This window comes from Erythrobacter sp. (assembly GCF_024305245.1).
Taxonomy (GTDB): Bacteria; Pseudomonadota; Alphaproteobacteria; order Sphingomonadales; family Sphingomonadaceae; genus Erythrobacter.
Genome location: NZ_JAMWYX010000008.1, coordinates 104,886 through 126,054, shown reverse-complemented (window position 1 = coordinate 126,054; position 21,169 = coordinate 104,886). Strand labels below are relative to the sequence as shown.

Genomic DNA, 21,169 nt, shown 5'->3' with positions numbered 1-21,169 from the left:
CGCTAGCGGGCGGGCCGCAAGGGCGACCGCCCGCCCGCAGCCGCTAGCCCGCAGGGCGAAACGCGGCGAGGACGACCGCGCGGAGGCGCGGTCGCATCACAAACAATCCAAACAAAAAAAGGCCGGAGAGCTTGCGCTACTCCGGCCATATCAAGTGTGTTCGTTCGCAGGAGGAACAAGGTGAGGCGGGGGGAGAGGAGAGGGAGAGAGAGCCTCCCCCCGCCAAGCTTGGTGGAGAAGGTGCCTAGTTGTAGGCGCGCTCCCCGTGTTCAGAGATATCGAGGCCGTTGATCTCGGCTTCTTCATCGACCCGGAGGCCAATGGTCAGCTTGACGAGGAAGCCTGCAATCAAGGTGCCGATGGCGGCCCAGCCGATGGTGACCAGGACGCTGAAGACCTGGACTCCGAGCTGGTCGGCGAGCGGGGTCGAGCCGTCGCCGGGGCCGCCGAGGAAGGGCTGGTACACCACCGCCGTGCCGATCGCGCCGACAATGCCGCCGATCCCGTGGATGCCGAAAGCATCAAGCGAGTCGTCGTAACCGAACTTCGCCTTAACCTTGGCGACGAAGACATAGCAGACAGCCGATGCGACAATGCCGAGCAGGATCGCGCCGAACGGGCCGCTATTGCCTGCAGCCGGTGTCACCGCGACCAGGCCGGCAATCACACCCGAGCAGAAGCCCAGCGCCGATCCCTTGTGGCCTGCAGCCCGCTCGATCACCATCCAGGTGAGCGCGCCTGCCGCAGTTGCGACGAAGGTGTTGATCATCGCGAGGCCCGCCGAACCGTCGGCTTCGAGCGCCGAACCGGCGTTGAACCCGAACCAGCCCACCCACAGCAAGCCCGTGCCGATCATCGTCATGACCATGCTGTGCGGGGGCATCGGTTCCGAGGGAAAGCCACGACGCTTGCCGAGCAGATAGGCCAGCACCAGTCCGGAAACCCCGGCGTTGATGTGGACCACGGTGCCGCCGGCAAAATCGAGCGCGCCGTCTTCGAACAGCAGGCCACCGCCCGCCCACACCATGTGCGCAATCGGGAAGTAAACGATGGTCAGCCAGATCGGCACGAAGGCCATCACCGCGCTGAATTTCATGCGTTCCGCCGTAGCGCCGAGGATCAGCGCAGCGGTGATCGCAGCGAAGGTCATCTGAAAGCTGATGAAGACATATTTGCTGATGACTTCATCGGTGAAGGTCGCCGCCGTGCTGCTGGCATCGGTGCCCGACAGGAAGTAACTGCCCCCGCTGATGAACAGGCCGAGCGTGCCTTCATAAACAGTGTCGCCGAACGCGAGGCTGTAGCCCCACATCACCCAGATCAGCATCGCGAGGCACGCAGTCGCCCCGATCTGCGTCATGGTCGACAGCATGTTCTTCGACCGGGTGAGGCCGCCGTAGAACAGCGCGAGACCAGGCAGGATCATCAGCAATACGAGGATGGTCGATGTCATCATCCAGGCATTGTTGCCCGGATTGGGAACGGCGGGTGCGGCCAGCGCCGGTTCGGCAGCCAGCATGGTGCCGACAGCAAGGGCGGCAAGACGAAGAAAAATACGGTCCAAGGTCCCTGTCCCCCTCAAAGTGCGGTTTCGCCGGCTTCGCCGGTGCGGATGCGCGTGGCCGATGCGAGATCGAGCACGAAAATCTTGCCATCACCGATCGAGCCGGTGTTGGCGGTTTGCTGGATGGTTTCGACCACCTGCGCGGCGATCTCGTCGCTTGCGGCGATTTCGAGCTTCACCTTGGGCAGCATGTTGGTGGAATATTCGGCACCCCGATAAATCTCGGTCTGCCCTTTCTGGCGACCGAAGCCCTTGACCTCGGTAACCGTCATCCCGGCAATGCCGATGGCGCTCAGCGCCTGACGCACTTCATCGAGCTTGAATGGCTTGATGATGGCGATGATGAACTTCATTCATGCCCCCTGTCGCGCCGGACCATTCCGGCACGAGAGGCAATGCAACTAACGTGCCACATTTGTGTAACGCAGTTGCAGCAGGGATTTTGGATGGATTCTTCGCAGGCGCGGGAGAACCCCTGCCTAGGCTTTAATCAAATGATTATAAATTAGGCAGGGATTGCGCCGCATCGGGCGCTTCAGCCGCCCCGATCGCTCATTCGCCCGCGATGTAGCGGTCGCTTGGCCGGGTCGGCAGGCCGTCGATGCTGCGGGTGCGGGCGGCGGTCTTGCTCTCCCACGTCGTGGGGTCGGCCTGACGGTGATATTTCACCAGTGTGGCGCGCTCGTCTTCCAGCGTCATCAGCGGCACACCCCAGCCGCAGCTGGTCTGCACGCTGTCCACCGCGATATCGAAAATCTGGCGGGTACCGGGAAGCAGCGTGAAATGCGCCGCCAAATCCTCCCACTCCGCGTCCTGCGGCAGCACCGGAACACCGCGGCCATAGGCCCTGAGGATCAGCGCGGGCTGCTGAAAATTGCAGAACATCAGCGTGATCCGGCCATCTTCAGCGAGATGCGCGTGCGTTTCGTTGCCCGATCCGCCCAGATCGAGCCATGCCAGCCGGCTCGGCCCCAGCACCCGCACCGCGTCATACCCCTTGGGGCTGAGATTGATGCGCCCCTCGGCAGCGGCGGTGGCGACGAAGAACACTGGCTGGGCGGCGATCATCGCGATGTGATCATCATTCAGGCGATCGAACAACTCAGACATCGCGCCGCCTTTCAGAGGAAATCGCGCAAGGTGGCGATGAAGCGATCGAACTGGTCGTGGTGCAGCCAGTGACCGGCCTTTTCGAACTCGATCACCCTGGCGGTGTTGAAATGGGCAATCCGCCCGTCCTTCTCCGGGTTCGAAGCCCAGCTATCCGCACCGTAAAGCAGCAGCGTCGGGCAGGTGATAGCACTCCACAGCGCAGCGATGAATTCGTCCGCCACATCCTCGACCGGCCAGACGTTGAGGTGCGGATCGAACTTCCAGCTATAGGTGCCGTCCTCGTTGCGGTTGACCCCGTGGACGGTCAGATGCCGCGCCTGTTCCTCGGTGAGGTAGGCGTTTTCCTCGATCATCCGGGCGAAGGCGGCTTCGATGCTGTCATATTTGCGCGGCGATCGCCCGGCCGCCTTGCGCTTCTTCTCGATCCATTCGGCGAGGCGCTCGGGATAGGGCACGGCGCGCTGTTTTTCGCGCAGTTCCGGCGACGGGCCGAGCCCTTCGATCGCCACCAGCTTGGTCACCATGTCGGGGAAGGCTCCGGCATAGCGCAGCGCCACATTGCCGCCCATCGAATGTGCCACCATCCGCACCGGGCCGACGCCGAGCTGATGGATCAGCTGCGCCAGATCATAGACCATGTCAGCCGCGGAATAGACCCCGTCGGACACCCAGTCGCTATCGCCGTGGCCGCGGTGGTCCAACGCAATGATGTGGTAATTTTCACGCAGCGCCTTGGCGGTCCAATCCCAGCTGCGCGCATGATCGCGCCCGCCATGCACCAGCACCAGCGGCGGCTTGCCCCTGCCGCCCCAGTCTTCGTAATTGAGGCGAAGGCGCTGGGAGATGAAGGTCTGCGAAGTAGGGCCGGTGTCGTGCATAAGTAATGCAATGCCGCGAACGTCGCCCGCTCGCAAGCCTACCGCGACCCCTTACCGTTCCTTGGTCGCCGAAAACACCAGTCCGGGGTTCTTTTCGACCTGATAGCTCACGTCCCACGGGCTTTTGGCCATGAACACCATGTCGCCATCACGGTCGCGCGCGACATTGGCGCGGTTGAACCCGGCGAATTCGTCGAGCGCCTTGTCGTCGCCCTTGATCCAGCGCGCCGTGGCGAAGGGCGATGGTTCGAGCACCGCCTCGACCTTGTATTCCGCCTCCAGCCGCGAAATCAGCACTTCTAGCTGCAGCTGGCCGACCACGCCGACGATGTGCTGCGATCCGATCTCGGGATAGAACACCTGGATCACGCCCTCTTCGCTGAGGTCGTCCAACGCCTTGCGCAATTGCTTGGTCTTGGTCGGATCGCGCAACTGCACGCGGCGCAGGATTTCCGGCGCGAAGTTGGGCAGCCCGGTGAAGCGCACCTGATTGCGTTCGGACAGGGTATCGCCCACCCGCAGTGTGCCGTGATTGGGGATGCCGATAATGTCGCCCGCCTCGGCGGTATCGGCGATCTCGCGGTCCTGCGCGAAGAACAGGATCGGCGAATGCACCGCAATCGGCTTGCCCAGACCTGACGGGGTGAGCTTCATCCCGCGTTTGAACGTGCCCGAAACCTGCCGCATAAACGCGATCCGGTCACGGTGGTTGGGGTCCATATTGGCCTGCACCTTGAAGATGAAGCCGGTGACCTCGTCGCGGGTCGGCTCGATCTGCTCCTCGCCCGCGGGCTGCGGCCGCGGCGGCGGGGCGTAGCGGGCAATGGCGTCGATCAGTTCGGTCACGCCGAAATTCTTCAATGCCGATCCGAAATAGACCGGGGTGAGATCGCCGTTGCGAAACGCTTCGAGGTCGAATTCGGGATAGCCGCCGCGCGCCAGTTCTATCTCGTCGGCGAAGCGCTCGGGTATCGCCGCGTCCGCATCACGCTTCCCGAGAAATTCGCGCGAATTGCCTTCGCCGCGGCTGACCGTTTCGGTGGCGAAATCGAGAATGCCCTCGAACTCGCCGCCCATGCCGATCGGCCACATCTGCGGGCTGACATCGAGCGCGAGCATATCGGCGACCTCGTCCAGCGTTTCGAACGGATCGCGGCCTTCGCGGTCGACCTTGTTGACGAAGGTGATGATCGGCACCGAACGCAAACGGCATACTTCGAACAGCTTGCGGGTCTGCGGTTCGATGCCTTTCGCCGCGTCGATCACCATCACCGCCGAATCGACTGCGGTCAGGGTGCGATAGGTGTCTTCGGAGAAATCCTCGTGCCCCGGCGTGTCGAGCAGGTTGAAGGTGATCCCGTCGCGCGCGAAGGTCATCACGCTGGACGTGACCGAAATCCCGCGCTGCTGTTCGATCTTCATCCAGTCCGACCGCGCGCGCCGCGCCTGCCCGCGCGCCTTAACCTCGCCCGCAAGGTGGATCGCGCCGCCTTGCAGCAGCAGCTTTTCGGTGAGCGTGGTTTTCCCCGCGTCAGGGTGCGAGATGATCGCGAAGGTGCGGCGATTGGACATGATGTTTCCCGAGCGCAGGCATCAGCCGCGCAATGCGGCCCCCAGCTTGGCGGCGGCAGCGATGATTTTCTCGGCCAGCGCCTTGAGGTCGGCATCCTTGAAGCTGGCCTCGCCCGGCTGCAGCGTGACTTCTATGGCGAGCGACTTGTGGCCTTCGGGAACGCCCGCGCCCGCGAACACGTCGAACACGCGCACCCCGGTGATCACCGCCTTGTCCGCGCCCTGCACGCTACGAACGAGATCGCCGGCGGCCAGCGTGACAGGCACCAGGAAGGCGAAGTCGCGGGTCACCGCCTGCAGCGCGGGCGGAGCGAAGGTGGGGCGGGCAAAGGCGGCGTTCTTCCTGGCCGGGATGGCATCGAGGAACAGTTCGACCGCCGCAATCGGGCCGTCGACATCGAAAGCCTTGAGCGTTGCCGGATGCACCATGCCGAAACGCGCCAGCACGGTCTTGGGGCCGAGCCGCAGCGTCGCGGACTGGCCGGGGTGGAACTGCGCGCCCGCCTCTCCCATCACCATCAGGTTCTGGATCGGCGCGCCAGCCGCCTCGAGCAGCTGGAGCGCCAACGCCTTGGCGTCGTAGGCATCCAACACCTTGGCCTTGCCAGCCTGCCAGCCGCGCTCCGCCTTTTCGCCCGCCAGCACGATGCCGAGGGTCGGCTTTTCCTCGCTCAGACCATTGCCGGCGCGGAAATATCGCCGCCCGATTTCGAACAGCCGCGAGCCGCTGGCGCCGCGATCGGCGTTACGCTTGGCCGCCATCAGCAGGCCGGGCAGCAGCGAGGGGCGCATTGCCTTCATGTCTTCGCTGATCGGATTGGCGAGCACCCACAGCGGCTGGTCTGACGAGAAATGCTCCGCCGCCCATTCGGGCAGGAAGCTCCACGTTATCGCTTCGTTGAGGCCGGTTGCGGCGGCGGCACGGCGCAAGCCGCGTTCAAGCTTCTGTTGCGGCGTCGCTGTCGGGCGGGCGACGCCTTCTGCGCGGGGCAAAGCGACGCTCGCCACCTTGTCGAGCCCGTGGATGCGGACGACTTCCTCGACCAGATCGGCGGGGCCTTCGATGTCGTGGCGGCGCGGCGGGCAGGTGACCTGCCAGTCGCCGGAGATGGCAAAGCCGAGGCTTTCAAGGATGCGCTTTTGCTCGGCCTCGGCCACCTCCACCCCGCCAAGGCGCGTGGTCAGTGCCGGATCGAACGCGATCACCTTGGCATTGCTCGGCGGCGAACCGGCGCGCACCACGTCGCTGGCGGAGCCTCCCGCCAGCTCGACAATCAGTCCGGTCAGCAGATCGAGGCCAGCATCCAGAAATTCAGGATCGACCCCGCGTTCGAACCGGGTGCGCGCGTCGCTCGCCAGCCCCAGCTTGCGCCCGGTCGCCCCGATCCGGGCAGGATCGAAATAGGCGATTTCGAGCAGCACGTCGGTAGTCGTCTCGCTGACGCCCGAATGCTCACCGCCCATGATCCCGGCGATGTCGTGTACTTGGCTCTCATCGGCGATCACCGTCATGCTCGCGTCGAGCGTGTAGGTCTTCTCGTTGAGCGCCTGGCATTGCTCGCCATCGATCGCCCGGCGCGCCGCCATCGCGCCCGAAAGCTTGGCGAGGTCATACACGTGCGCCGGACGGCCGTAGCCCAGCATCAGATAATTGGTGAGGTCGACCAGCAGCGAAATCGGTCGCTGCCCAGCGCTTTTCAGCCGCTGCTGCAACCAGTCGGGCGAGGCGCCGTTGGTGACGCCCTTGATCACGCGGCCATAGAACGCCGGGCAGCCTTCCGGATCGTCGGTGCGGATTTCGACCGGGCACGCGCCCGACGCGCTGAACGAAGGCGTGGCAATCGGCTTCAGTGTGCCCAGCCCCTTGGACGCGAGATCGCGCGCGATGCCGTAAACCCCCATGCAATCGGGGCGGTTGGGTGTCACCGCCACCTCGATCACCGGCGATGCGCCGTGATAGTCGGCGAAGCTGGTGCCGACCGGCGCATCATCGGGCAGTTCGATGATGCCGTCGTGATCCTCGCCCAGTTCGAGCTCGCGCACCGAACACATCATGCCGTTGGATCCGACCCCGCGGATCGCGCTCTTCCTCAGCACCATGCCATTGGCAGGGACGGTCGCGCCGGGAAGACCCAGCACGCCCTTCATTCCGGCCCGCGCATTTGGCGCGCCGCAGACAACCTGCAAGGGATCACCCTCTCCGGTATCCACGGTGAGCACCTGCAGCTTGTCGGCATCGGGATGGCGCGCGGCGGTCAACACGTGGGCCACGCGGAAGCCCGCAAGCCGCTCCGCCGGGTCTTCGACGCCTTCGACTTCCAGCCCGACGGCGTTGAGCGCATCGCAGATTTCGGCGACAGTGGCGGTGGTCTCAAGGTGATCCTTGAGCCAGGTCAGCGAGAACTTCATGCTTTCGCTCCCACGCCCGCAGACAGTGTCGGCTGGTCGAACGGGCTGAACCCGTAATGCGCCAGCCAGCGCGGGTCGCCGTCGAAGAAAGCGCGCAAATCATTCATCCCGTATTTCAGCATGGCAATCCGGTCGATCCCCAAGCCAAATGCGAAGCCCTGATATACGTCAGGGTCAATCCCGGCGAATTCCAGCACGCGGCGGTTGACCATCCCGCTGCCGCCCAGTTCCATCCACGCGTGGCCCGGCGCATCGCCGTGCCCGCCGACGACCCTGCGGCCGCCTTCGGTGGAATAGCCGACGTCGACCTCGACGCTCGGCTCGGTGAAGGGGAAGTAGGACGGGCGCAGCCGCAGCACGATATCCTCACGCTCGAAGAACGCCTTGAAGAAGGTTTCCAGCGTCCATTTGAGGTGGCCGAGGTGAATGTCCTTGTCGACCACCAGCCCTTCGACCTGATGGAACATCGGCGTGTGGGTGGCATCGCTGTCGCTGCGATAAACCCGGCCCGGCGCGATCAGTCGGATCGGCGCGCCCTGATCCAGCATCGAACGGATCTGCACCGGCGAGGTGTGGGTGCGAAGCAGAATCTCGCGGCCTTCGGGCGTGCGATCCGGGAAATAGAACGTATCGTGCATCGCCCGCGCCGGGTGGGTTTCGTCCATGTTGAGCGCGGTGAAATTGTGCCAGTCGTCCTCGATCTCCGGACCTGTCGCCACGGCAAAGCCCAGATCGGCGAAGATTTCGGCGAGTTCGTCCATCACCTGGCTGACAGGGTGCACCGATCCCTTGGGCGCTGCCGCAGCGGGCAGCGTCAGGTCGAGCGTTTCGCGCGCCAATTGCGCTTCGAGCTCGGCAGCTTCGAGCGCGGCTTTCTTGGCCTCGATCGCATCGGCAATCGCGGCGCGCGCGCTCTGGATAGCGGGGGCGGCAGCTGTGCGCTCGTCCGGGCTCATGCCGCCCAGCGTTTTCAGGGCAAGACTGACCCAGCCCTTCTTGCCGAGCGCGGCAAGCCGCTGCTCCTCGAGCGCATCAAGGGTGGCGGCATCGGCTATCGCGGCAAGCGCGGCCTGTTTGTCGAGTTCAAGTTCGGTCATGACCTGTCGTATCGGTTGGCGCGGTGCGCGCGCGCGTCCGCTAGCCGCAAATGGCGGGTTTTGCAAAGCACCAGTCGCGCAAACCCGGCTAGAGCGTGCCCGATCCGACCGGCCGGTGCAGCGCCTGCATCGCTTCCCCCGCCACCGCCATCCGCGCCCGCGCCGCGGCGATCAGCAGCGGCTTGTCGAGCTTGGCATAGGCCGAGGGGCTCATCCCCATGAAGCACCGGAAGTCGCGAACGAAATGCGACTGGTCATAGTAAAAGTCGTCCAGCGCGCCGAGCCATTTGAGCGAAGGGTCGAGCATGAAGCGCGCAAGACTGCGCAGGAATCGCTGGCGGCGCAGCAGCAGCTTGGGCGTAAAACCGAAAGCGCGCCGCGACAGGCGTTCGAGCGAGCGCGTGGTCATGCCGAGCTGCTCGGCCAGTTCGGCCACTGCGACGCGTTCCGGATCGGCCAGTGCAGCGGTTAACGCGGCGATAGCCGGATCAACCGGCGGAGCGTGCGCGAACAATTCGCCCACATGCGTCTCGATCAGCTCAAGCTCTTGCGCGAAACCTCCGTCGTTCGCCGCCAGTGCACGCGCCAGCGGGACGAAGCCTGCAAAGACCGGATCGGCCAGCCCATCGACCAGGCGATCGGCATAATCCCCCGCCTGCGCCGGAAGCAGCGCGGCCCATCCCTCCGGCAAAAGACCGATTCCCCAGACCCGCCCCGATCGCAGGCGAAAGCGAGACGCCCGGCTGGTCGGTCCGGTCACGCTGAAATCGGAACAGCGCTGCAACTCCCCTGCGCCGATCGCGGATTGGGCCACGGTGTTCAGCAGAAACCGCAGATTGACCCATTCGGGTTGGAGATAATCCTCCAGCCATGCGTCGCGCGGGGAGCAGGTGACATCGGCGCAGTAAAACGCCGTGACGAATGGCCGCAGCGGCGCGGCGGGCAAGCTGTAGTGCATGTGGACCGACTGGCCCCTCGCCGCATACATCCGCTGTTGCTCCCCCCCGTAAAACGTCATGGTGACATTGCGCTATACGCATGCCGCCCGGCAATCCCTCAGATTGGGGAAGAAGGCGGTTCGCCGGTCATGACGCCGTGCCACTTTCGCCCGCATCTTCGAATCGCAGATTCTCCGGTCAGGCGCGATCCGGCGGCGAATCGAGTGTCTGGGCCGCGCTTCCCCGGGCCTGCAAACGCGCTTTCATGAACGAGGTCAGGATCGGGTGGTCCAACGCGGCATATTCGCTCGGGTTCATGGTCATGAATGCATGGAACTCGCGGGTGAACTGCGCCTGATCGTGGTAATGATCGTCCATCGCCTCGGTCCAGCGGCTGCCGCGGTGGAGCATGAAGGTGGCGAGGCTGCGCATGAACCGCTGACGCCGCATCAGCAGCTTGGGCGAGAAGCCGAAATAGCGGGCGCACACACGCTCCAGCGTGCGGATACTCATGGCGCAGGCATCGGCCAGATCGTGGACCGAAGCCTGATCGCCGCTGACCAGCGCGGTGTGAACGCGGCGGATGCGCGAATCGTCGCGGGTCGGACGCATCACTTGCGTCATGGCATCGACCAGCGCTGCATATTGTTCATCGGGCGTGGCTTCGGGATCGCACAAGGCTTCGTCGAGGCAGGCGAACCGGGCAAAGGCGGGATGCTCGGCGCCATCGCACACGAGATTGGCGCAGGCGCTCGCATCGGCATCGAAGAACCGCGCCCAGCCCAGCGGCAGGAACCCCACGCCCCACATCCGCATCGGCCCTACCGTGAACCGGCACGGCAGCGTGCTTGGCCCGGTCGCGACGAACCGTGCCCCGGCCACCCGCTGTTCGCCAATCACCGCCTCGGGCGCGCTGCCGCAGAAGAAGCGTATATTGCCCCATTCCGGCTGCAGGTAATCGGTGAGCTGCGCGCCATCCGGGCCGATATCGAGCGATACGTGATAAAAGGTGGTGAAGCAGCCCTCGAACAGCGCGGGCGGGTCGCGGAATTCGGCGGTCAGGCTGTAGTCGCCTGTCCGTGTCGCCGATGGGGCGGATTGGATCTGCCGATTGTCGCCCATATCTTCAGATACGCGCAGATGGCGTATTTATACAAGGACGTTGACGGGTTTGTACAACCGCGCAGTGCGGTTGGCTGAAACGCGAAAGGGGCAGGCTCCCGCAAGAGCCCGCCCCTGTTCTGTTCGCCAAGTCGCCCCTGCCCGCTTTATGCTGGCAGGGATGTGCTCACCTGATTTCAGGCCGGCAAAGCGGCTTTCGCCTGCTGAATCACCGACTTGAAGGCGCCGCCTTCGTTCATCGCGAGATCGGCCATGGACTTGCGATCGAGTTCGATGCCAGCCAGCTTGATGCCGTGCATGAACTGCGAATAGGTCAGGCCTTCCATGCGGACGGCAGCATTGATGCGCTGGATCCACAGGGCGCGGAACGTGCGCTTCTTCACCTTGCGGTCGCGGTAGGCGTATTGCCCGGCCTTTTCGACCGCCTGACGGGCGACGCGGATGGTGTTCTTGCGGCGACCGCGATAGCCCTTGGCCTGATCGAGAATCCGCTTGTGCTTGGCGCGGGTGGTAACACCGCGTTTGATGCGTGGCATACTAGTATATCCTTATCTTGAAGACGCGGGGCCGATGGCCCGCCGCATCAATCCAGCCCGTACGGAGCCCACTTCTTGATCGTCGGCGTATCATGCGCCGACAGGACGGAAGTGCCGCGGTTCTGGCGGATATACTTCGCATTGTGGCTGATCAGACGGTGACGCTTGCCAGCGACGCCGTGCTTGACCTTGCCGGTGGCGGTGATCTTGAAGCGTTTCTTCACACCGCTCTTGGTCTTCAGCTTGGGCATTTTCATCTCCTGATTGAGACACGTCGGAACCGGCCATGGCAGCCCTTGTCGCCAGGCAGGCTGATTGATTCGTGTCAGTGAAGTGCGCGCGCTTAGGCAAGCGAGGGGTGAAAGGCAAGGGTTTTGCGGCGCACGGAGCACGGCGGCGTTGAAGCCGGCGCGGACTTCTGACAGAATTACGGCCACCTCTGGAAACCGCTTCCAAGCAAGCTATCTCTACGGCAAAGATGTTTCTATCAGAACCGCGAATCCTCCCGACCAAGAAAGAATTTGATGACAAATCCCGATTGCGCAGAGCGTGCTGGCACCGCTGCGCTTGATCCGCGAGCGCTGATGCGCGAGCTGAAAATCTTCGCCAAGGCCCACCCCGCACGCAGCTTTTGGGAACTGGCAATCACGCTGGTTCCATTTGCGGGCATCATGGCCGCGATGCTGTTCGCGGTGCAATCGGGCATCTATCTGGCGCTTGCGCTGGTGCCGGTGGCAGGGCTGTTTCTGCTGCGGATATTCATCATCCAGCATGATTGCGGGCATGGTGCGTTTCTGCCCGGCAGGCTCGGCAATGACTGGACCGGCAGGGCATTGGGCGTGCTCACTTTCACCCCCTATGATTGCTGGAAGCGCTCGCACGCGCTCCACCATGCCAGCACCGGCAATCTGGATGCGCGCGGCAATGGCGATGTCGATACGCTGACCGTGCGCGAATTCTACGAAGGCACGCGGATACAGCGCCTGCTTTACCGCATGTACCGCCATCCGATCGTGCTGTTCGGGATCGGGCCTGCGTATCTGTTCCTGCTGCGCCACCGCTTGCCGATCGGCCTGATGAAGGAAGGGGCGACCTACTGGGTCAGTTCCATGGCGACCAACATTGTCATCGCCGCCATTCTGGGCGGGCTGATCTACAGCTTCGGCTTGGCCGCAACCGTGATGGTCGTGCTGCCGGTGCTGCTCGTCGCGGCATCGCTGGGTGTGCTGTTGTTTTATGTCCAGCACCAGTTCGAAGAGGCGCATTGGGATACCGCCGATAACTGGTCGTTCCATGATGCGGCGCTGCTGGGCAGTTCGCATCTCGACCTGCCCCAGCCGCTGCGCTGGTTCAGCGGCAATATCGGCGTGCACCACGTCCACCACCTGGCGAGCCGGATTCCGTTCTATCGCTTGACCGAAGTGCTGGATGCAAAGCCCGAGCTTCGCACGCTGAACCGCTTCACGGCGCGCGAAGCACTGGGCCCGGTCCGGCTGGCACTGTGGGCAGAAGACCAGCGACGACTGGTCACCTTTCGGGAAGCCTCGCGCGCGGTGTCGGATCAGGGCAGAACGCAGCAGGCGGCCTAGCCCATCGCCTCCAGCACATCCTCCAGCCGGGCAGGATCGCCCAGTGCGATCACCGTGCCATCCGACCCCGCATCGAGCGGATTGCCCTGCCAGTCGGCCATCATCCCGCCTGCGCCTTCGACCACCGGCACCAGCGCGGCATAATCATACAGCTTTAGCCCGGCCTCGATCACCACATCGATATGGCCGCTGGCGACAAGCCCGTAATTGTAGCAGTCGCCGCCGTAGATGATCTTCTTTTCGGCGACTTGCTTGGCGACCGACATGAAGGCGTCCGCTTCCTCATTGGTGAACAGGTGCGGGCTGGTGGTGGCGAGCACCGCATCGGAAAGGTTCTTGCACGGCGCGGTGGCGGCAGGCTTGCCATTGAACAGCGTCGGCTGGCCGATACGGCCCACCCAGCGCTCGCCCGCAATCGGCTGATCGATGATGCCGAGCACCGGCCAGCCATCCTGCAGCAGCGCGATCAGCGTGCCGAAGATCGGGCGTCCGGCGATAAAGCTGGTGGTGCCGTCGATCGGATCCAGCACCCACTGGCGGCCTGCGCCTTCGTTGCGGGTGCCGTATTCCTCGCCGATGATGCCGTCGCGGGAGAACTCCGCTTCGATCAGCCGCCGCATTGCGGCTTCGGCAGCGCGGTCGGCTTCGGTTACGAAGGAGCGGTCGGCCTTGCATTCGGATTCCCACGTGCCGCGAAACAGCGGACGGATCGCGGCTCCGGCAGCATCGGCAAGACGCAGGGCGAGGGCGAGGTCTTTATCGGTCATGACGCTTTCCAATAATCGAACGCTTCAGCCTGTCGAGCCTCTGCATAGCGCCGCGCCTCCGGCCCCTCCCATTCGTGCGGCAAGTCGTCGTAAACGCCTGCGCGGCTGACGAACCAGCCCTGCCCCGGCAGCCCGTCGGATTGGCGCACCACCAGCACCGCTAGACCCGGTTCGCCACAGGCTCGTCCATCCTCGTCGATCCGGTCGAGCACCTTGCACAACTGGCGCATCAGCGGGCGGGTGAAGGTGTGGCCGAGGATGTTGAGCATCCCGCCATAGGTAAAGACCTGACGCGCGCGGGCCGCTTCGATCAGGAGGGCTCGCATTTCGGCAGGGTCGAACATTGCGTCACCCCTTCGTCATTGCGAGGAGCGAAGCGACGCGGCAATCCATGGGCTGCCGTTTCCTCTTGGTGAAAGGTCGGGCCATGGATTGCTTCGCCTGCGGCTCGCAATGACGAGGTTAGTCGAACAGCGAGCTGACCGAGCTTTCGTCGGCAATCCGGCGGATCGCCTCGCCCACCAGCGGGGCGATGGTCATGATGCGGATGCGGTCGGATTGTTCTGCCGCCTCGCTCGGCCGGATCGAGTCCGAAATCACCAGCTCTTTCAGCTTCGACCCGTTGATCCGCGCCACCGCGCCGCCCGACAGCACGCCGTGGGTAATATAGGCGGCGACCGACTTCGCGCCGTTTTCCAGCAGCGCTTCGGCGGCGTTGCACAGCGTTCCGCCCGAATCGACGATGTCGTCGATCAGAATGCAGTGGCGCCCCGAAACGTCGCCAATGATGTTCATGACTTCGCTTTCGCCCGGCCGGTCACGGCGCTTGTCGACGATCGCGAGCGGAGCATTGTCGAGCCGCTTGGCCAGTGCCCGCGCGCGCACCACGCCGCCTACGTCAGGGGAGACGACCATCAGATCCTGATCGCCGTACCGCGCCTGAATATCGGCCGCCATCACCGGCGCGGCATACAGATTATCGGTCGGGATATCGAAAAAGCCCTGAATCTGCCCGGCGTGCAGATCGACTGCCAGCATCCGGTCAGCGCCCGCCTCGGTGATCAGGTTCGCCACCAGCTTGGCCGAAATCGGCGTGCGCGGGCCGGGTTTGCGATCCTGCCGGGCATAGCCGAAATAGGGCACCACCGCCGTGATCCGCTTGGCCGAAGCACGCCGCAGCGCATCGATGCAGATCAGCAGTTCCATCAGGTTGTCATTGGCCGGAAAACTGGTCGGCTGGACGACAAACACGTCTTCGCCGCGCACGTTTTCGTGGATTTCGACGAACACTTCCTCATCGGCGAAACGACGCACGCTGGCATCGGTCAGCGGGATTTCGAGATAGGCCGCAATGGCCCGGGCAAGCGGCAGGTTCGAATTGCCGGACATGATCTTCATCGCTGCGAATCCCCGGTTGGCACGTGACGCAACCCGCCTAGCGAGGCGTCATGGAATTGCAACGCGCAAGGGCGCGGTTGTCGACCGGTTGGATGATGTCGCGCGTGGGCGAAGGGTCGAAAGCAGCGTGAAGGTGTGCTGGCTTACCTCATCTCGCCCGGCGGCAGTTCGTCCGGCCCGCGTCCGGGTTCGTCGATATCGGGGGGCGTGGGCTCGGTTTCGGGCGGCTGCGGCTCGAACGGCTCGTTCGGCACCGGCGGGGTCTTTTCCGGAGGCGTGGCGGGCTGGATCTCGTCTGGCTTGGCCGGTGGGACTGTGGCCATGGTCGGCTCTCCTTCTCGTTCGGATTGATGGCTCTGAAAAAACGCTGCCGAAACGCCAATGTGCCGCGCCGGTTCGCTCTCTATCCCAAGCCAGTCTCGCTTTAGCCGCTGCAACGCGGATAGTCTTGCGCGGCTTGGGAACCCAATGGCTTGCACCCTGCTTTCTCCATCATAGCATAAAGGTGAAACATGGGCTTCCTCAAAGACGGCGAATGGTTTGACGAATGGGATTACAATGACGCCGATAGCGGCGCGTTCGAGCGCGACGAGAGCGCCTTTCGTAACTGGATAACACCCGACGGATCGCCCGGCCCGAGCGGGACAGGCGGATTCGCGGCCGAACCGGGGCGCTATCGGCTCTATATCAGCCTCGCCTGCCCGTGGGCGCACCGGGCCAATATTGCGCGCCACCTGAAAGGCCTTACGGGCGCAATTGAGCTGGTGGTGGTGCACTGGCTGATGAAGGAGGGCGGCTGGTCGTTCCGGTCAGGCGAATGCGTGACGCCCGATCCGCTATGCGGCGCGCAGCACCTTCATCAGGTCTACACGAGGGCCAAGCCCGACTATTCCGGCCATGTCACCGTGCCGCTGCTGTGGGACACGAAGACTGGCACCATCGTGAACAACGAAAGCGCCGATATCCTGCGCATGCTGGGCAACGCCTTCGATGATTGCGGCGCGAATGAGCGCGATTTGTATCCCGAGGCGCTCCGGGCCGAGATCGATGCGGTGAACGACCGGGTCTACGACGCGGTGAACAATGGCGTGTACAAGGCCGGCTTCGCTGCCTCGCAGCAGGCATACGAGCAGGCCGTGACACCGCTGTTTGCGATGCTCGACGAGTTGGAGAAGCGGCTGGAGGGCGAAGAATGGCTGGTCGGGGGCCAGCTAACCGAGGCAGACATCCGGCTCTGGACGACGCTGATCCGCTTCGATCCGGTCTATCACGGGCACTTCAAGTGCAACATCCGCAGGATCGCCGATTATCCGAACCTAGCGGCCTTTACCCGGCGGCTTTATGAACTGGAGGACATCGCCGAAACGGTGAACTTCCACCACATCCGGCACCACTATTACGAGAGCCATTCGCACATAAATCCGGCGGGTATCGTTCCTGCGGGGCCGGATCCGCTTGTGCCGGGAGCGAGCTAGACGAAACCACAAAGGCTGCGGTTGAACCCGCCAATCGCAGGCTGTCAGCGCAGCACGATATTCAGATCGAAGCGACTGTCGCCAAGGTTCTTCAGCAAGGCGAACTGGAACAACAGCACCCCGGCAAATTCAAGCGCTTCCTCGATCACGGTCATCAGGCTGTAGGCGAGGCTGCGCCCGGTGGACTGCGCGTCGATCACCGAATTGATCATTTCGATACCGACCGCGCCCGACACGAACAACGCCGCCGAGCCGATGAACAGCAGCCGCGTCCTTGGCGGCAGTGCGAAAAGCCACGGAGCCAGCAGCACCGCCAGCCCGATGAGAAGCGGCACCGCAATCGCTGTCCAGGCATAATGAAATATCGGGCCAAGTGTCTGGATCGCGGGCACGAGCCGTTCGAGCACCTGACCGCTGAGTTCATGGAGCATCGCCACTTCATCCATCGCCAGAAAGACGAAGACCGCCGACAGGAACCACCACGGCCAGACCTTTTGCGCGCGCTTCTGCTGCTGGGCCTTGGCGGTCAAAGCCAGAAGCGCCGCGCAACTCAGTAGCAGCAGCGATGAGATGAAGGTCGGGATGCTATTGTCGGTCGCAAGCGAGATGCGCGCAAGAACCCTTGTCGTCGTCTCGCCGGCATAGAGAGTCAGCAGGACGTCAGCGACCAACCCGAGGCAGATAACGACGACGACCGCCTTGCACGACCAACTGCTGATGCGCGAACGCTGAAGTGAGAGTTCGACTTTTCCTGACATCCTATGGTGTTATTCGGCACACCATTGATGTCACTAAACTGTAATAGAATCCCGCGCGCCAGCCTTCGCCCTACGCTGCTCGCTATTCACCGCAAGTTGCCGGAGGACCGTCGCGTTCGCCGCAACCCTCGTTTTTCTTAACTGATTATGCGATCCGGTGCTCGCCCCGTATCCACCGCACGCTGTTAGAAGACGGTGCGGAGGACCCTCGCGTTTGCGGCGGTCCTCGTTCTCTTTAACAGATCACGCGATCCGGTGCTCGCCCCGTATCCACCGCACCGTGCCCGAAGACGCGCGCATCACCACGCTTTCGGTGGTCATGTAGACCTCGCCCGTGAGGCGGCGGCGGCGCTTTACGCCGTCGAGCAGCGATCCCGAGGTCACGCCGGTCGCGGCAAAGATGCAATCTCCCTTGGCGAGGTCTTCCAGCTTGTAGATCCGGTCGAGGTCGGTGATGCCCCACTTGCGGGCGCGGGCCTTCTCGTCATCATTGCGGAACACCAGCCTGCCGTTGAACTGGCCGCCAACGCAGCGCAGCGCGGCTGCCGCCAGCACGCCTTCGGGCGCGCCGCCCTGGCCCATGTACATGTCGATCGTGGTGTCTTCGTCCGTAACCGCGATTACGCCGGCCACGTCGCCATCACCGATCAGCACCACCCCGCAGCCGAGCGCGCGCAGTTCCGCGATCAGTTCGGCATGGCGCGGCCGGTCGAGCACGCAGACATTGATCTGGCGCGGCTCCACGCCCTTGGCCTCGGCCACGGCGCGCACGTTGTCGCTCGGCGACTTGGCGAGATCGATGATGCCTTCGGGGTAGCCCGGGCCGACCGCCAGCTTGTCCATATACACGTCGGGCGCGTTAAGCAGACAGCCCTCCTCCGCCGCCGCCAGTACCGCGAGCGCATTCGGCCCGGCCTTGGCGGTGATGGTGGTGCCTTCGAGCGGATCGAGCGCGATGTCGATCTTGGGCCCTTTGCCCATGCCGACCTTCTCGCCAATATAGAGCATCGGCGCTTCGTCGCGCTCGCCCTCGCCGATCACCACCGTGCCATCCATATACAGCGTGTCGAACGCCTTGCGCATCGCTTCGACCGCGGCCGCGTCGGCCGCCTTTTCATCGCCGCGCCCGATCAATTGTGCCGCGGCAATTGCCGCCGCTTCGGTAACGCGCACCATTTCCAGCACCAGCACGCGCTGGATCGCGTTATCGGTCATGGCTTGCCTGCCTGCGAGCACGTCGGTATCGGTTGGAGAATTCATGTGCAATTCAGCCTCTTTTTGCTCTGGTTGCAGCGATATTTCTAATTACCCCGGCGCATAAGCGGATGGAGACGGGTTTGTCGAGCAATGCCGCACCCGCCGTAACGGGTTTTCCTCTCGCCCTGTCGGCTCTCGCGCTGATGATGGTGTCTTTCGCTGCCGCGCCTTTGGCCGCTCAGGATGACACCGCCGCGACACCGCCTGCTGCCGAAGCCGAGCCGGGCGCGGCAGAGCCACCGCCCTCCCGGGTCAATCTGACCGTCACGGTGCCGCGCGGCGAAGTCAATCAGGCGCAGGCGCAGGAATGCCGCGACGAAGCCGATGCCGGCACCATCAGCGGCGAGATCGTGGTTTGCCGCGAGACCGGCGATAATGGCGAAAACCCCCTGACCGGCAATCGCGAAGAAACGCAGAAGCGATATGCGCAGGAAACCATGCTCAAAGGCGGCACGCGCGCGCCCGAGGGATTCGGAATACCCAATCATGGCAATCCGATCGGTTTCGGAGGAGCGCCGCCGCCAGCGGTGTTCATCGACGTCGAGGCGCTGCCCAAGGCTCCCGCTGGTTCCGACGCCGATCGCATCGCCCGCGGCCTCCCGCCGCTGGGCCAAGAAGGCGACCTGTCCGAGGAAGAGGAAAAGGCCCGGCGTGAGGCAATGGGGATCAAGACCACCGTTCCGGCGCGACCGAAGAAGAAGAACTGAGGCCGTGCGGGTGGTCCGCGCCGCGCTCGCTGTCACTGCCCTGTTCGCTGCGGGCCTGCAAGCGCCGGTGCTGTCCGCGCAGGAACGCATTCCGATTGATCTCGGCCCCGATGCTCCTGCGGCCGAACCGCCGCCGGTAATCGATATCCGCGCCCCGCCGCCTTCACCCGAAACCCCGACCGCAGCGCTGGTAAAGCAATGCGAGGATCAGCGCGAAGCGGGCGAAATCTCGGGCGAGATCGTGGTCTGCCGCGAATTGCAGGTCGATACCTCGCAACATTACAGCGGCAGCCGGGCGGCATGGCTGCGGCGCTATGCCGAGCGCACGCAAGGGGCGAACACGATTCCCGCGCCCGACGTGGCCGGGCCGGGGATTTTTCGCGGGCCTGCCAGTGCCAGCGGGCTGTGCTTGATCCCGCCCTGTCCGGAGCCTCCGGCGCTGATCATCGATGTCGAGGCGATCCCGCCTCCCCCTGCCGGATCGGACGCGGCTCGGGTCGCGAAAGGCCTGCCGCCGCTCGAGGAGGACATGGAGCCGCTATCGGATGCAGCGCGCGCCCGGATCGAAGCGGAACTGGGCCTGCCCGCAACCCCGCAGGACGATTAAAGCGGCAGGATCGGCAGCACCAGCGGTTCGCCGGTCAGACTGTCTGATCCTTCGAGCAGCGCCAGCGCCTTGGCCACGCAGCGCTCCGGCCCTTCGTGGGTGACCATCGCCACCATCACTTCGCCGCCGCCGCTGCTGCGGCCCTGCTGGATCAGGCTTTCGATCGAAACATCACCGTCGCGCAAGGCTGCGGTGAGTTCGGCCAGCACGCCGGGGCGGTCCTTGACCATGAAGCGGATATAAGTGCGTTCGGTACGGTGCCCGGGTTCGGCAGGCGGCAGCGCGGCAAGCTGTGCCACGGGAATCGAGAACGGCGCGCCCACTTCGTCGCGCGCGATGTCGATCAGGTCGGCTGCGACAGCACTTGCAGTCGGCCCGTCACCTGCGCCCGCGCCCTGAAACAGCAGGCGGCCGACGAAATTGCCTTCCGCCACGACCGCATTGGTGGGACCGTCGACCGCGCTTAGGGGATGCCCCTTGGCGACCAGACAGGGCCGCACACGCTGGAGCAGGCGTGCGCCGTCGGCCGTGTCCTCGACGTCGGCCTCGCCGATCAACCGGATGACGAAGCCGAGCGCATCGGCCTGTGCAATGTCGGCAGCGCGAACCTGCGTGATGCCGCTCACCCGCACGCCGACGAAATCGATCCGCGTGCCGAACCCGATGGCCGCGAGGATCGCCAGCTTGTGCGCCGCGTCCACGCCTTCGATGTCGAATGCCGGATCGGCCTCGGCAAAGCCGCGCGCTTGCGCCTCTGCGAGCACGTCGGCGAAGTCGGCGCCGGTCGATTCCATGGTCGACAGGATGTAATTGCAGGTGCCGTTGAGAATGCCGTAAACCTTGGTCAACGCATTGGCGCTGGTGCCTTCGCGCAGCCCCTTGATCACCGGAATGCCGCCGCCGACCGCCGCCTCGAACTTCAGCGCGGCATTGTTGGCCTCGGCCAGCTGCGCCAGTTCCAGTCCGTGATGCGCGACCATCGCCTTGTTGGCGGTGACGAGGCCTTTGCCTGCGCTCAGCGCCGCGCGCGACAGCGCCAGTGCGGGGCCATCAGATCCGCCGACCAGTTCCACCACCACATCGACATCGTCGCGCCGGGCGAGCGCGGTCATATCATCTTCCCACGCAAAGGGAGCGATGCTGACGCCGCGATCCTTGCTCCGGTCGCGCGCGCTCACCGCCACCACTTCGATTGGCCGCCCGGCGCGCGCGGCGATGATACCGGCATTGGTCGCAAGCAGGCGAATGACGCCTACTCCCACCGTGCCGAGACCGGCGATGGCGATACGCAGGGGCGCAGGGGCGGAATTGGTCAAGCGGGCCTCCAGGAATAATCCGGGACGGCGCTTAACCTGCACCCGCGCAGGGTCAACCCGCCTTGC

22 protein-coding genes are annotated in these 21,169 nt (G+C 64.2%); 4 read left to right on the top strand and 18 right to left on the bottom strand.

Annotated elements, in window-relative coordinates:
- Positions 1-244: 244 nt before the first annotated feature.
- The 11 genes from Q0L48_RS12115 to rpmI form a co-directional block, all read right to left on the bottom strand.
- Positions 245-1,519: an ammonium transporter gene (locus Q0L48_RS12115; protein WP_296721417.1), complete on the bottom strand. Its 1,275-nt coding sequence runs from the start codon at positions 1,517-1,519 to the stop codon at positions 245-247.
- A 59-nt stretch (positions 1,520-1,578) separates the two neighbouring features.
- Complete coding sequence (locus Q0L48_RS12110; protein WP_296721339.1) at positions 1,579-1,917, bottom strand: P-II family nitrogen regulator; 339 nt, start codon at positions 1,915-1,917, stop codon at positions 1,579-1,581.
- A gap of 199 nt (positions 1,918-2,116) precedes the next feature.
- A complete protein-coding gene (locus Q0L48_RS12105; protein ID WP_296721337.1) occupies positions 2,117-2,674 on the bottom strand; it encodes a pyridoxamine 5'-phosphate oxidase family protein in 558 nt (185 codons plus the stop codon).
- Positions 2,675-2,685: 11 nt separating this feature from the next.
- Positions 2,686-3,555 carry an alpha/beta hydrolase gene (locus Q0L48_RS12100; protein WP_296721335.1) on the bottom strand — a complete coding sequence of 290 codons (870 nt, stop codon included), beginning with the start codon at positions 3,553-3,555 and terminating at the stop codon, positions 2,686-2,688.
- A gap of 51 nt (positions 3,556-3,606) precedes the next feature.
- Entirely contained in the window at positions 3,607-5,127 is a 1,521-nt protein-coding gene (locus tag Q0L48_RS12095) for a peptide chain release factor 3 (RefSeq protein WP_296721333.1), read from the bottom strand.
- A 21-nt stretch (positions 5,128-5,148) separates the two neighbouring features.
- Positions 5,149-7,536, bottom strand: coding sequence for a phenylalanine--tRNA ligase subunit beta (gene pheT, locus Q0L48_RS12090; protein ID WP_296721331.1), 2,388 nt, complete (start codon positions 7,534-7,536; stop codon positions 5,149-5,151).
- Positions 7,533-8,633, bottom strand: a complete 1,101-nt coding sequence (gene pheS / locus Q0L48_RS12085; protein WP_296721329.1) for a phenylalanine--tRNA ligase subunit alpha — start codon at positions 8,631-8,633, stop codon at positions 7,533-7,535. Before pheS ends, pheT begins: the two co-directional genes overlap by 4 nt.
- A gap of 88 nt (positions 8,634-8,721) precedes the next feature.
- Entirely contained in the window at positions 8,722-9,651 is a 930-nt protein-coding gene (locus Q0L48_RS12080) for an AraC family transcriptional regulator (RefSeq protein WP_296721327.1), read from the bottom strand.
- Between the two features lie 118 nt (positions 9,652-9,769).
- Positions 9,770-10,693, bottom strand: coding sequence for an AraC family transcriptional regulator (locus tag Q0L48_RS12075; RefSeq protein ID WP_296721326.1), 924 nt, complete (start codon positions 10,691-10,693; stop codon positions 9,770-9,772).
- Positions 10,694-10,869: 176 nt separating this feature from the next.
- Positions 10,870-11,229: a 50S ribosomal protein L20 gene (gene rplT / locus Q0L48_RS12070; protein ID WP_296721324.1), complete on the bottom strand. Its 360-nt coding sequence runs from the start codon at positions 11,227-11,229 to the stop codon at positions 10,870-10,872.
- A gap of 47 nt (positions 11,230-11,276) precedes the next feature.
- The gene (rpmI, locus tag Q0L48_RS12065; RefSeq protein WP_054119415.1) at positions 11,277-11,480 is read right to left on the bottom strand and encodes a 50S ribosomal protein L35; all 204 of its coding nucleotides are present in this window, start codon (positions 11,478-11,480) and stop codon (positions 11,277-11,279) included.
- 273 nt (positions 11,481-11,753) lie between these two features.
- Here rpmI and Q0L48_RS12060 point away from each other — a divergent pair, with 273 nt between their 5' ends.
- Positions 11,754-12,818 carry a fatty acid desaturase gene (locus tag Q0L48_RS12060; RefSeq protein WP_296721322.1) on the top strand — a complete coding sequence of 355 codons (1,065 nt, stop codon included), beginning with the start codon at positions 11,754-11,756 and terminating at the stop codon, positions 12,816-12,818.
- Here the strand turns inward: Q0L48_RS12060 and hisN are convergent.
- The 4 genes from hisN to Q0L48_RS12040 all read right to left on the bottom strand — a co-directional run bounded on the left by hisN (position 12,815) and on the right by Q0L48_RS12040 (position 15,306).
- Positions 12,815-13,585 (bottom strand): histidinol-phosphatase, encoded by a 771-nt coding sequence (gene hisN / locus Q0L48_RS12055; RefSeq protein WP_296721320.1) that lies wholly within the window; start codon positions 13,583-13,585, stop codon positions 12,815-12,817. The two genes, Q0L48_RS12060 and hisN, sit on opposite strands and share 4 nt — an antisense overlap.
- A complete protein-coding gene (locus tag Q0L48_RS12050; protein ID WP_296721319.1) occupies positions 13,582-13,929 on the bottom strand; it encodes a ribose-phosphate pyrophosphokinase in 348 nt (115 codons plus the stop codon). Before Q0L48_RS12050 ends, hisN begins: the two co-directional genes overlap by 4 nt.
- Before the next feature lie 118 nt (positions 13,930-14,047).
- Positions 14,048-14,983: a ribose-phosphate pyrophosphokinase gene (locus Q0L48_RS12045; RefSeq protein ID WP_296721317.1), complete on the bottom strand. Its 936-nt coding sequence runs from the start codon at positions 14,981-14,983 to the stop codon at positions 14,048-14,050.
- A 143-nt stretch (positions 14,984-15,126) separates the two neighbouring features.
- Positions 15,127-15,306, bottom strand: coding sequence for a hypothetical protein (locus Q0L48_RS12040; protein ID WP_296721316.1), 180 nt, complete (start codon positions 15,304-15,306; stop codon positions 15,127-15,129).
- A gap of 189 nt (positions 15,307-15,495) precedes the next feature.
- On the opposite strand from Q0L48_RS12040, the gene Q0L48_RS12035 reads away from it, so the two are divergent.
- Complete coding sequence (locus tag Q0L48_RS12035) at positions 15,496-16,458, top strand: glutathione S-transferase family protein (RefSeq protein WP_296721314.1); 963 nt, start codon at positions 15,496-15,498, stop codon at positions 16,456-16,458.
- 44 nt (positions 16,459-16,502) lie between these two features.
- Here Q0L48_RS12035 and Q0L48_RS12030 read toward each other — a convergent pair whose 3' ends face one another.
- Both Q0L48_RS12030 and glpX read right to left on the bottom strand, forming a co-directional pair.
- Positions 16,503-17,216: a hypothetical protein gene (locus Q0L48_RS12030; protein ID WP_296721312.1), complete on the bottom strand. Its 714-nt coding sequence runs from the start codon at positions 17,214-17,216 to the stop codon at positions 16,503-16,505.
- 243 nt (positions 17,217-17,459) lie between these two features.
- Positions 17,460-18,431 carry a class II fructose-bisphosphatase gene (glpX, locus tag Q0L48_RS12025; RefSeq protein ID WP_296721416.1) on the bottom strand — a complete coding sequence of 324 codons (972 nt, stop codon included), beginning with the start codon at positions 18,429-18,431 and terminating at the stop codon, positions 17,460-17,462.
- 110 nt (positions 18,432-18,541) lie between these two features.
- Here glpX and Q0L48_RS12020 point away from each other — a divergent pair, with 110 nt between their 5' ends.
- Together Q0L48_RS12020 and Q0L48_RS12015 are read left to right on the top strand one after the other, a co-directional pair.
- A complete protein-coding gene (locus Q0L48_RS12020; RefSeq protein ID WP_296721311.1) occupies positions 18,542-19,180 on the top strand; it encodes a hypothetical protein in 639 nt (212 codons plus the stop codon).
- A 4-nt stretch (positions 19,181-19,184) separates the two neighbouring features.
- Positions 19,185-19,787 (top strand): hypothetical protein, encoded by a 603-nt coding sequence (locus Q0L48_RS12015; RefSeq protein ID WP_296721309.1) that lies wholly within the window; start codon positions 19,185-19,187, stop codon positions 19,785-19,787.
- Here Q0L48_RS12015 and Q0L48_RS12010 read toward each other — a convergent pair.
- Positions 19,784-21,103: a homoserine dehydrogenase gene (locus Q0L48_RS12010; protein WP_296721307.1), complete on the bottom strand. Its 1,320-nt coding sequence runs from the start codon at positions 21,101-21,103 to the stop codon at positions 19,784-19,786. The genes Q0L48_RS12015 and Q0L48_RS12010 overlap by 4 nt on opposite strands.
- Positions 21,104-21,169: the final 66 nt, after the last annotated feature.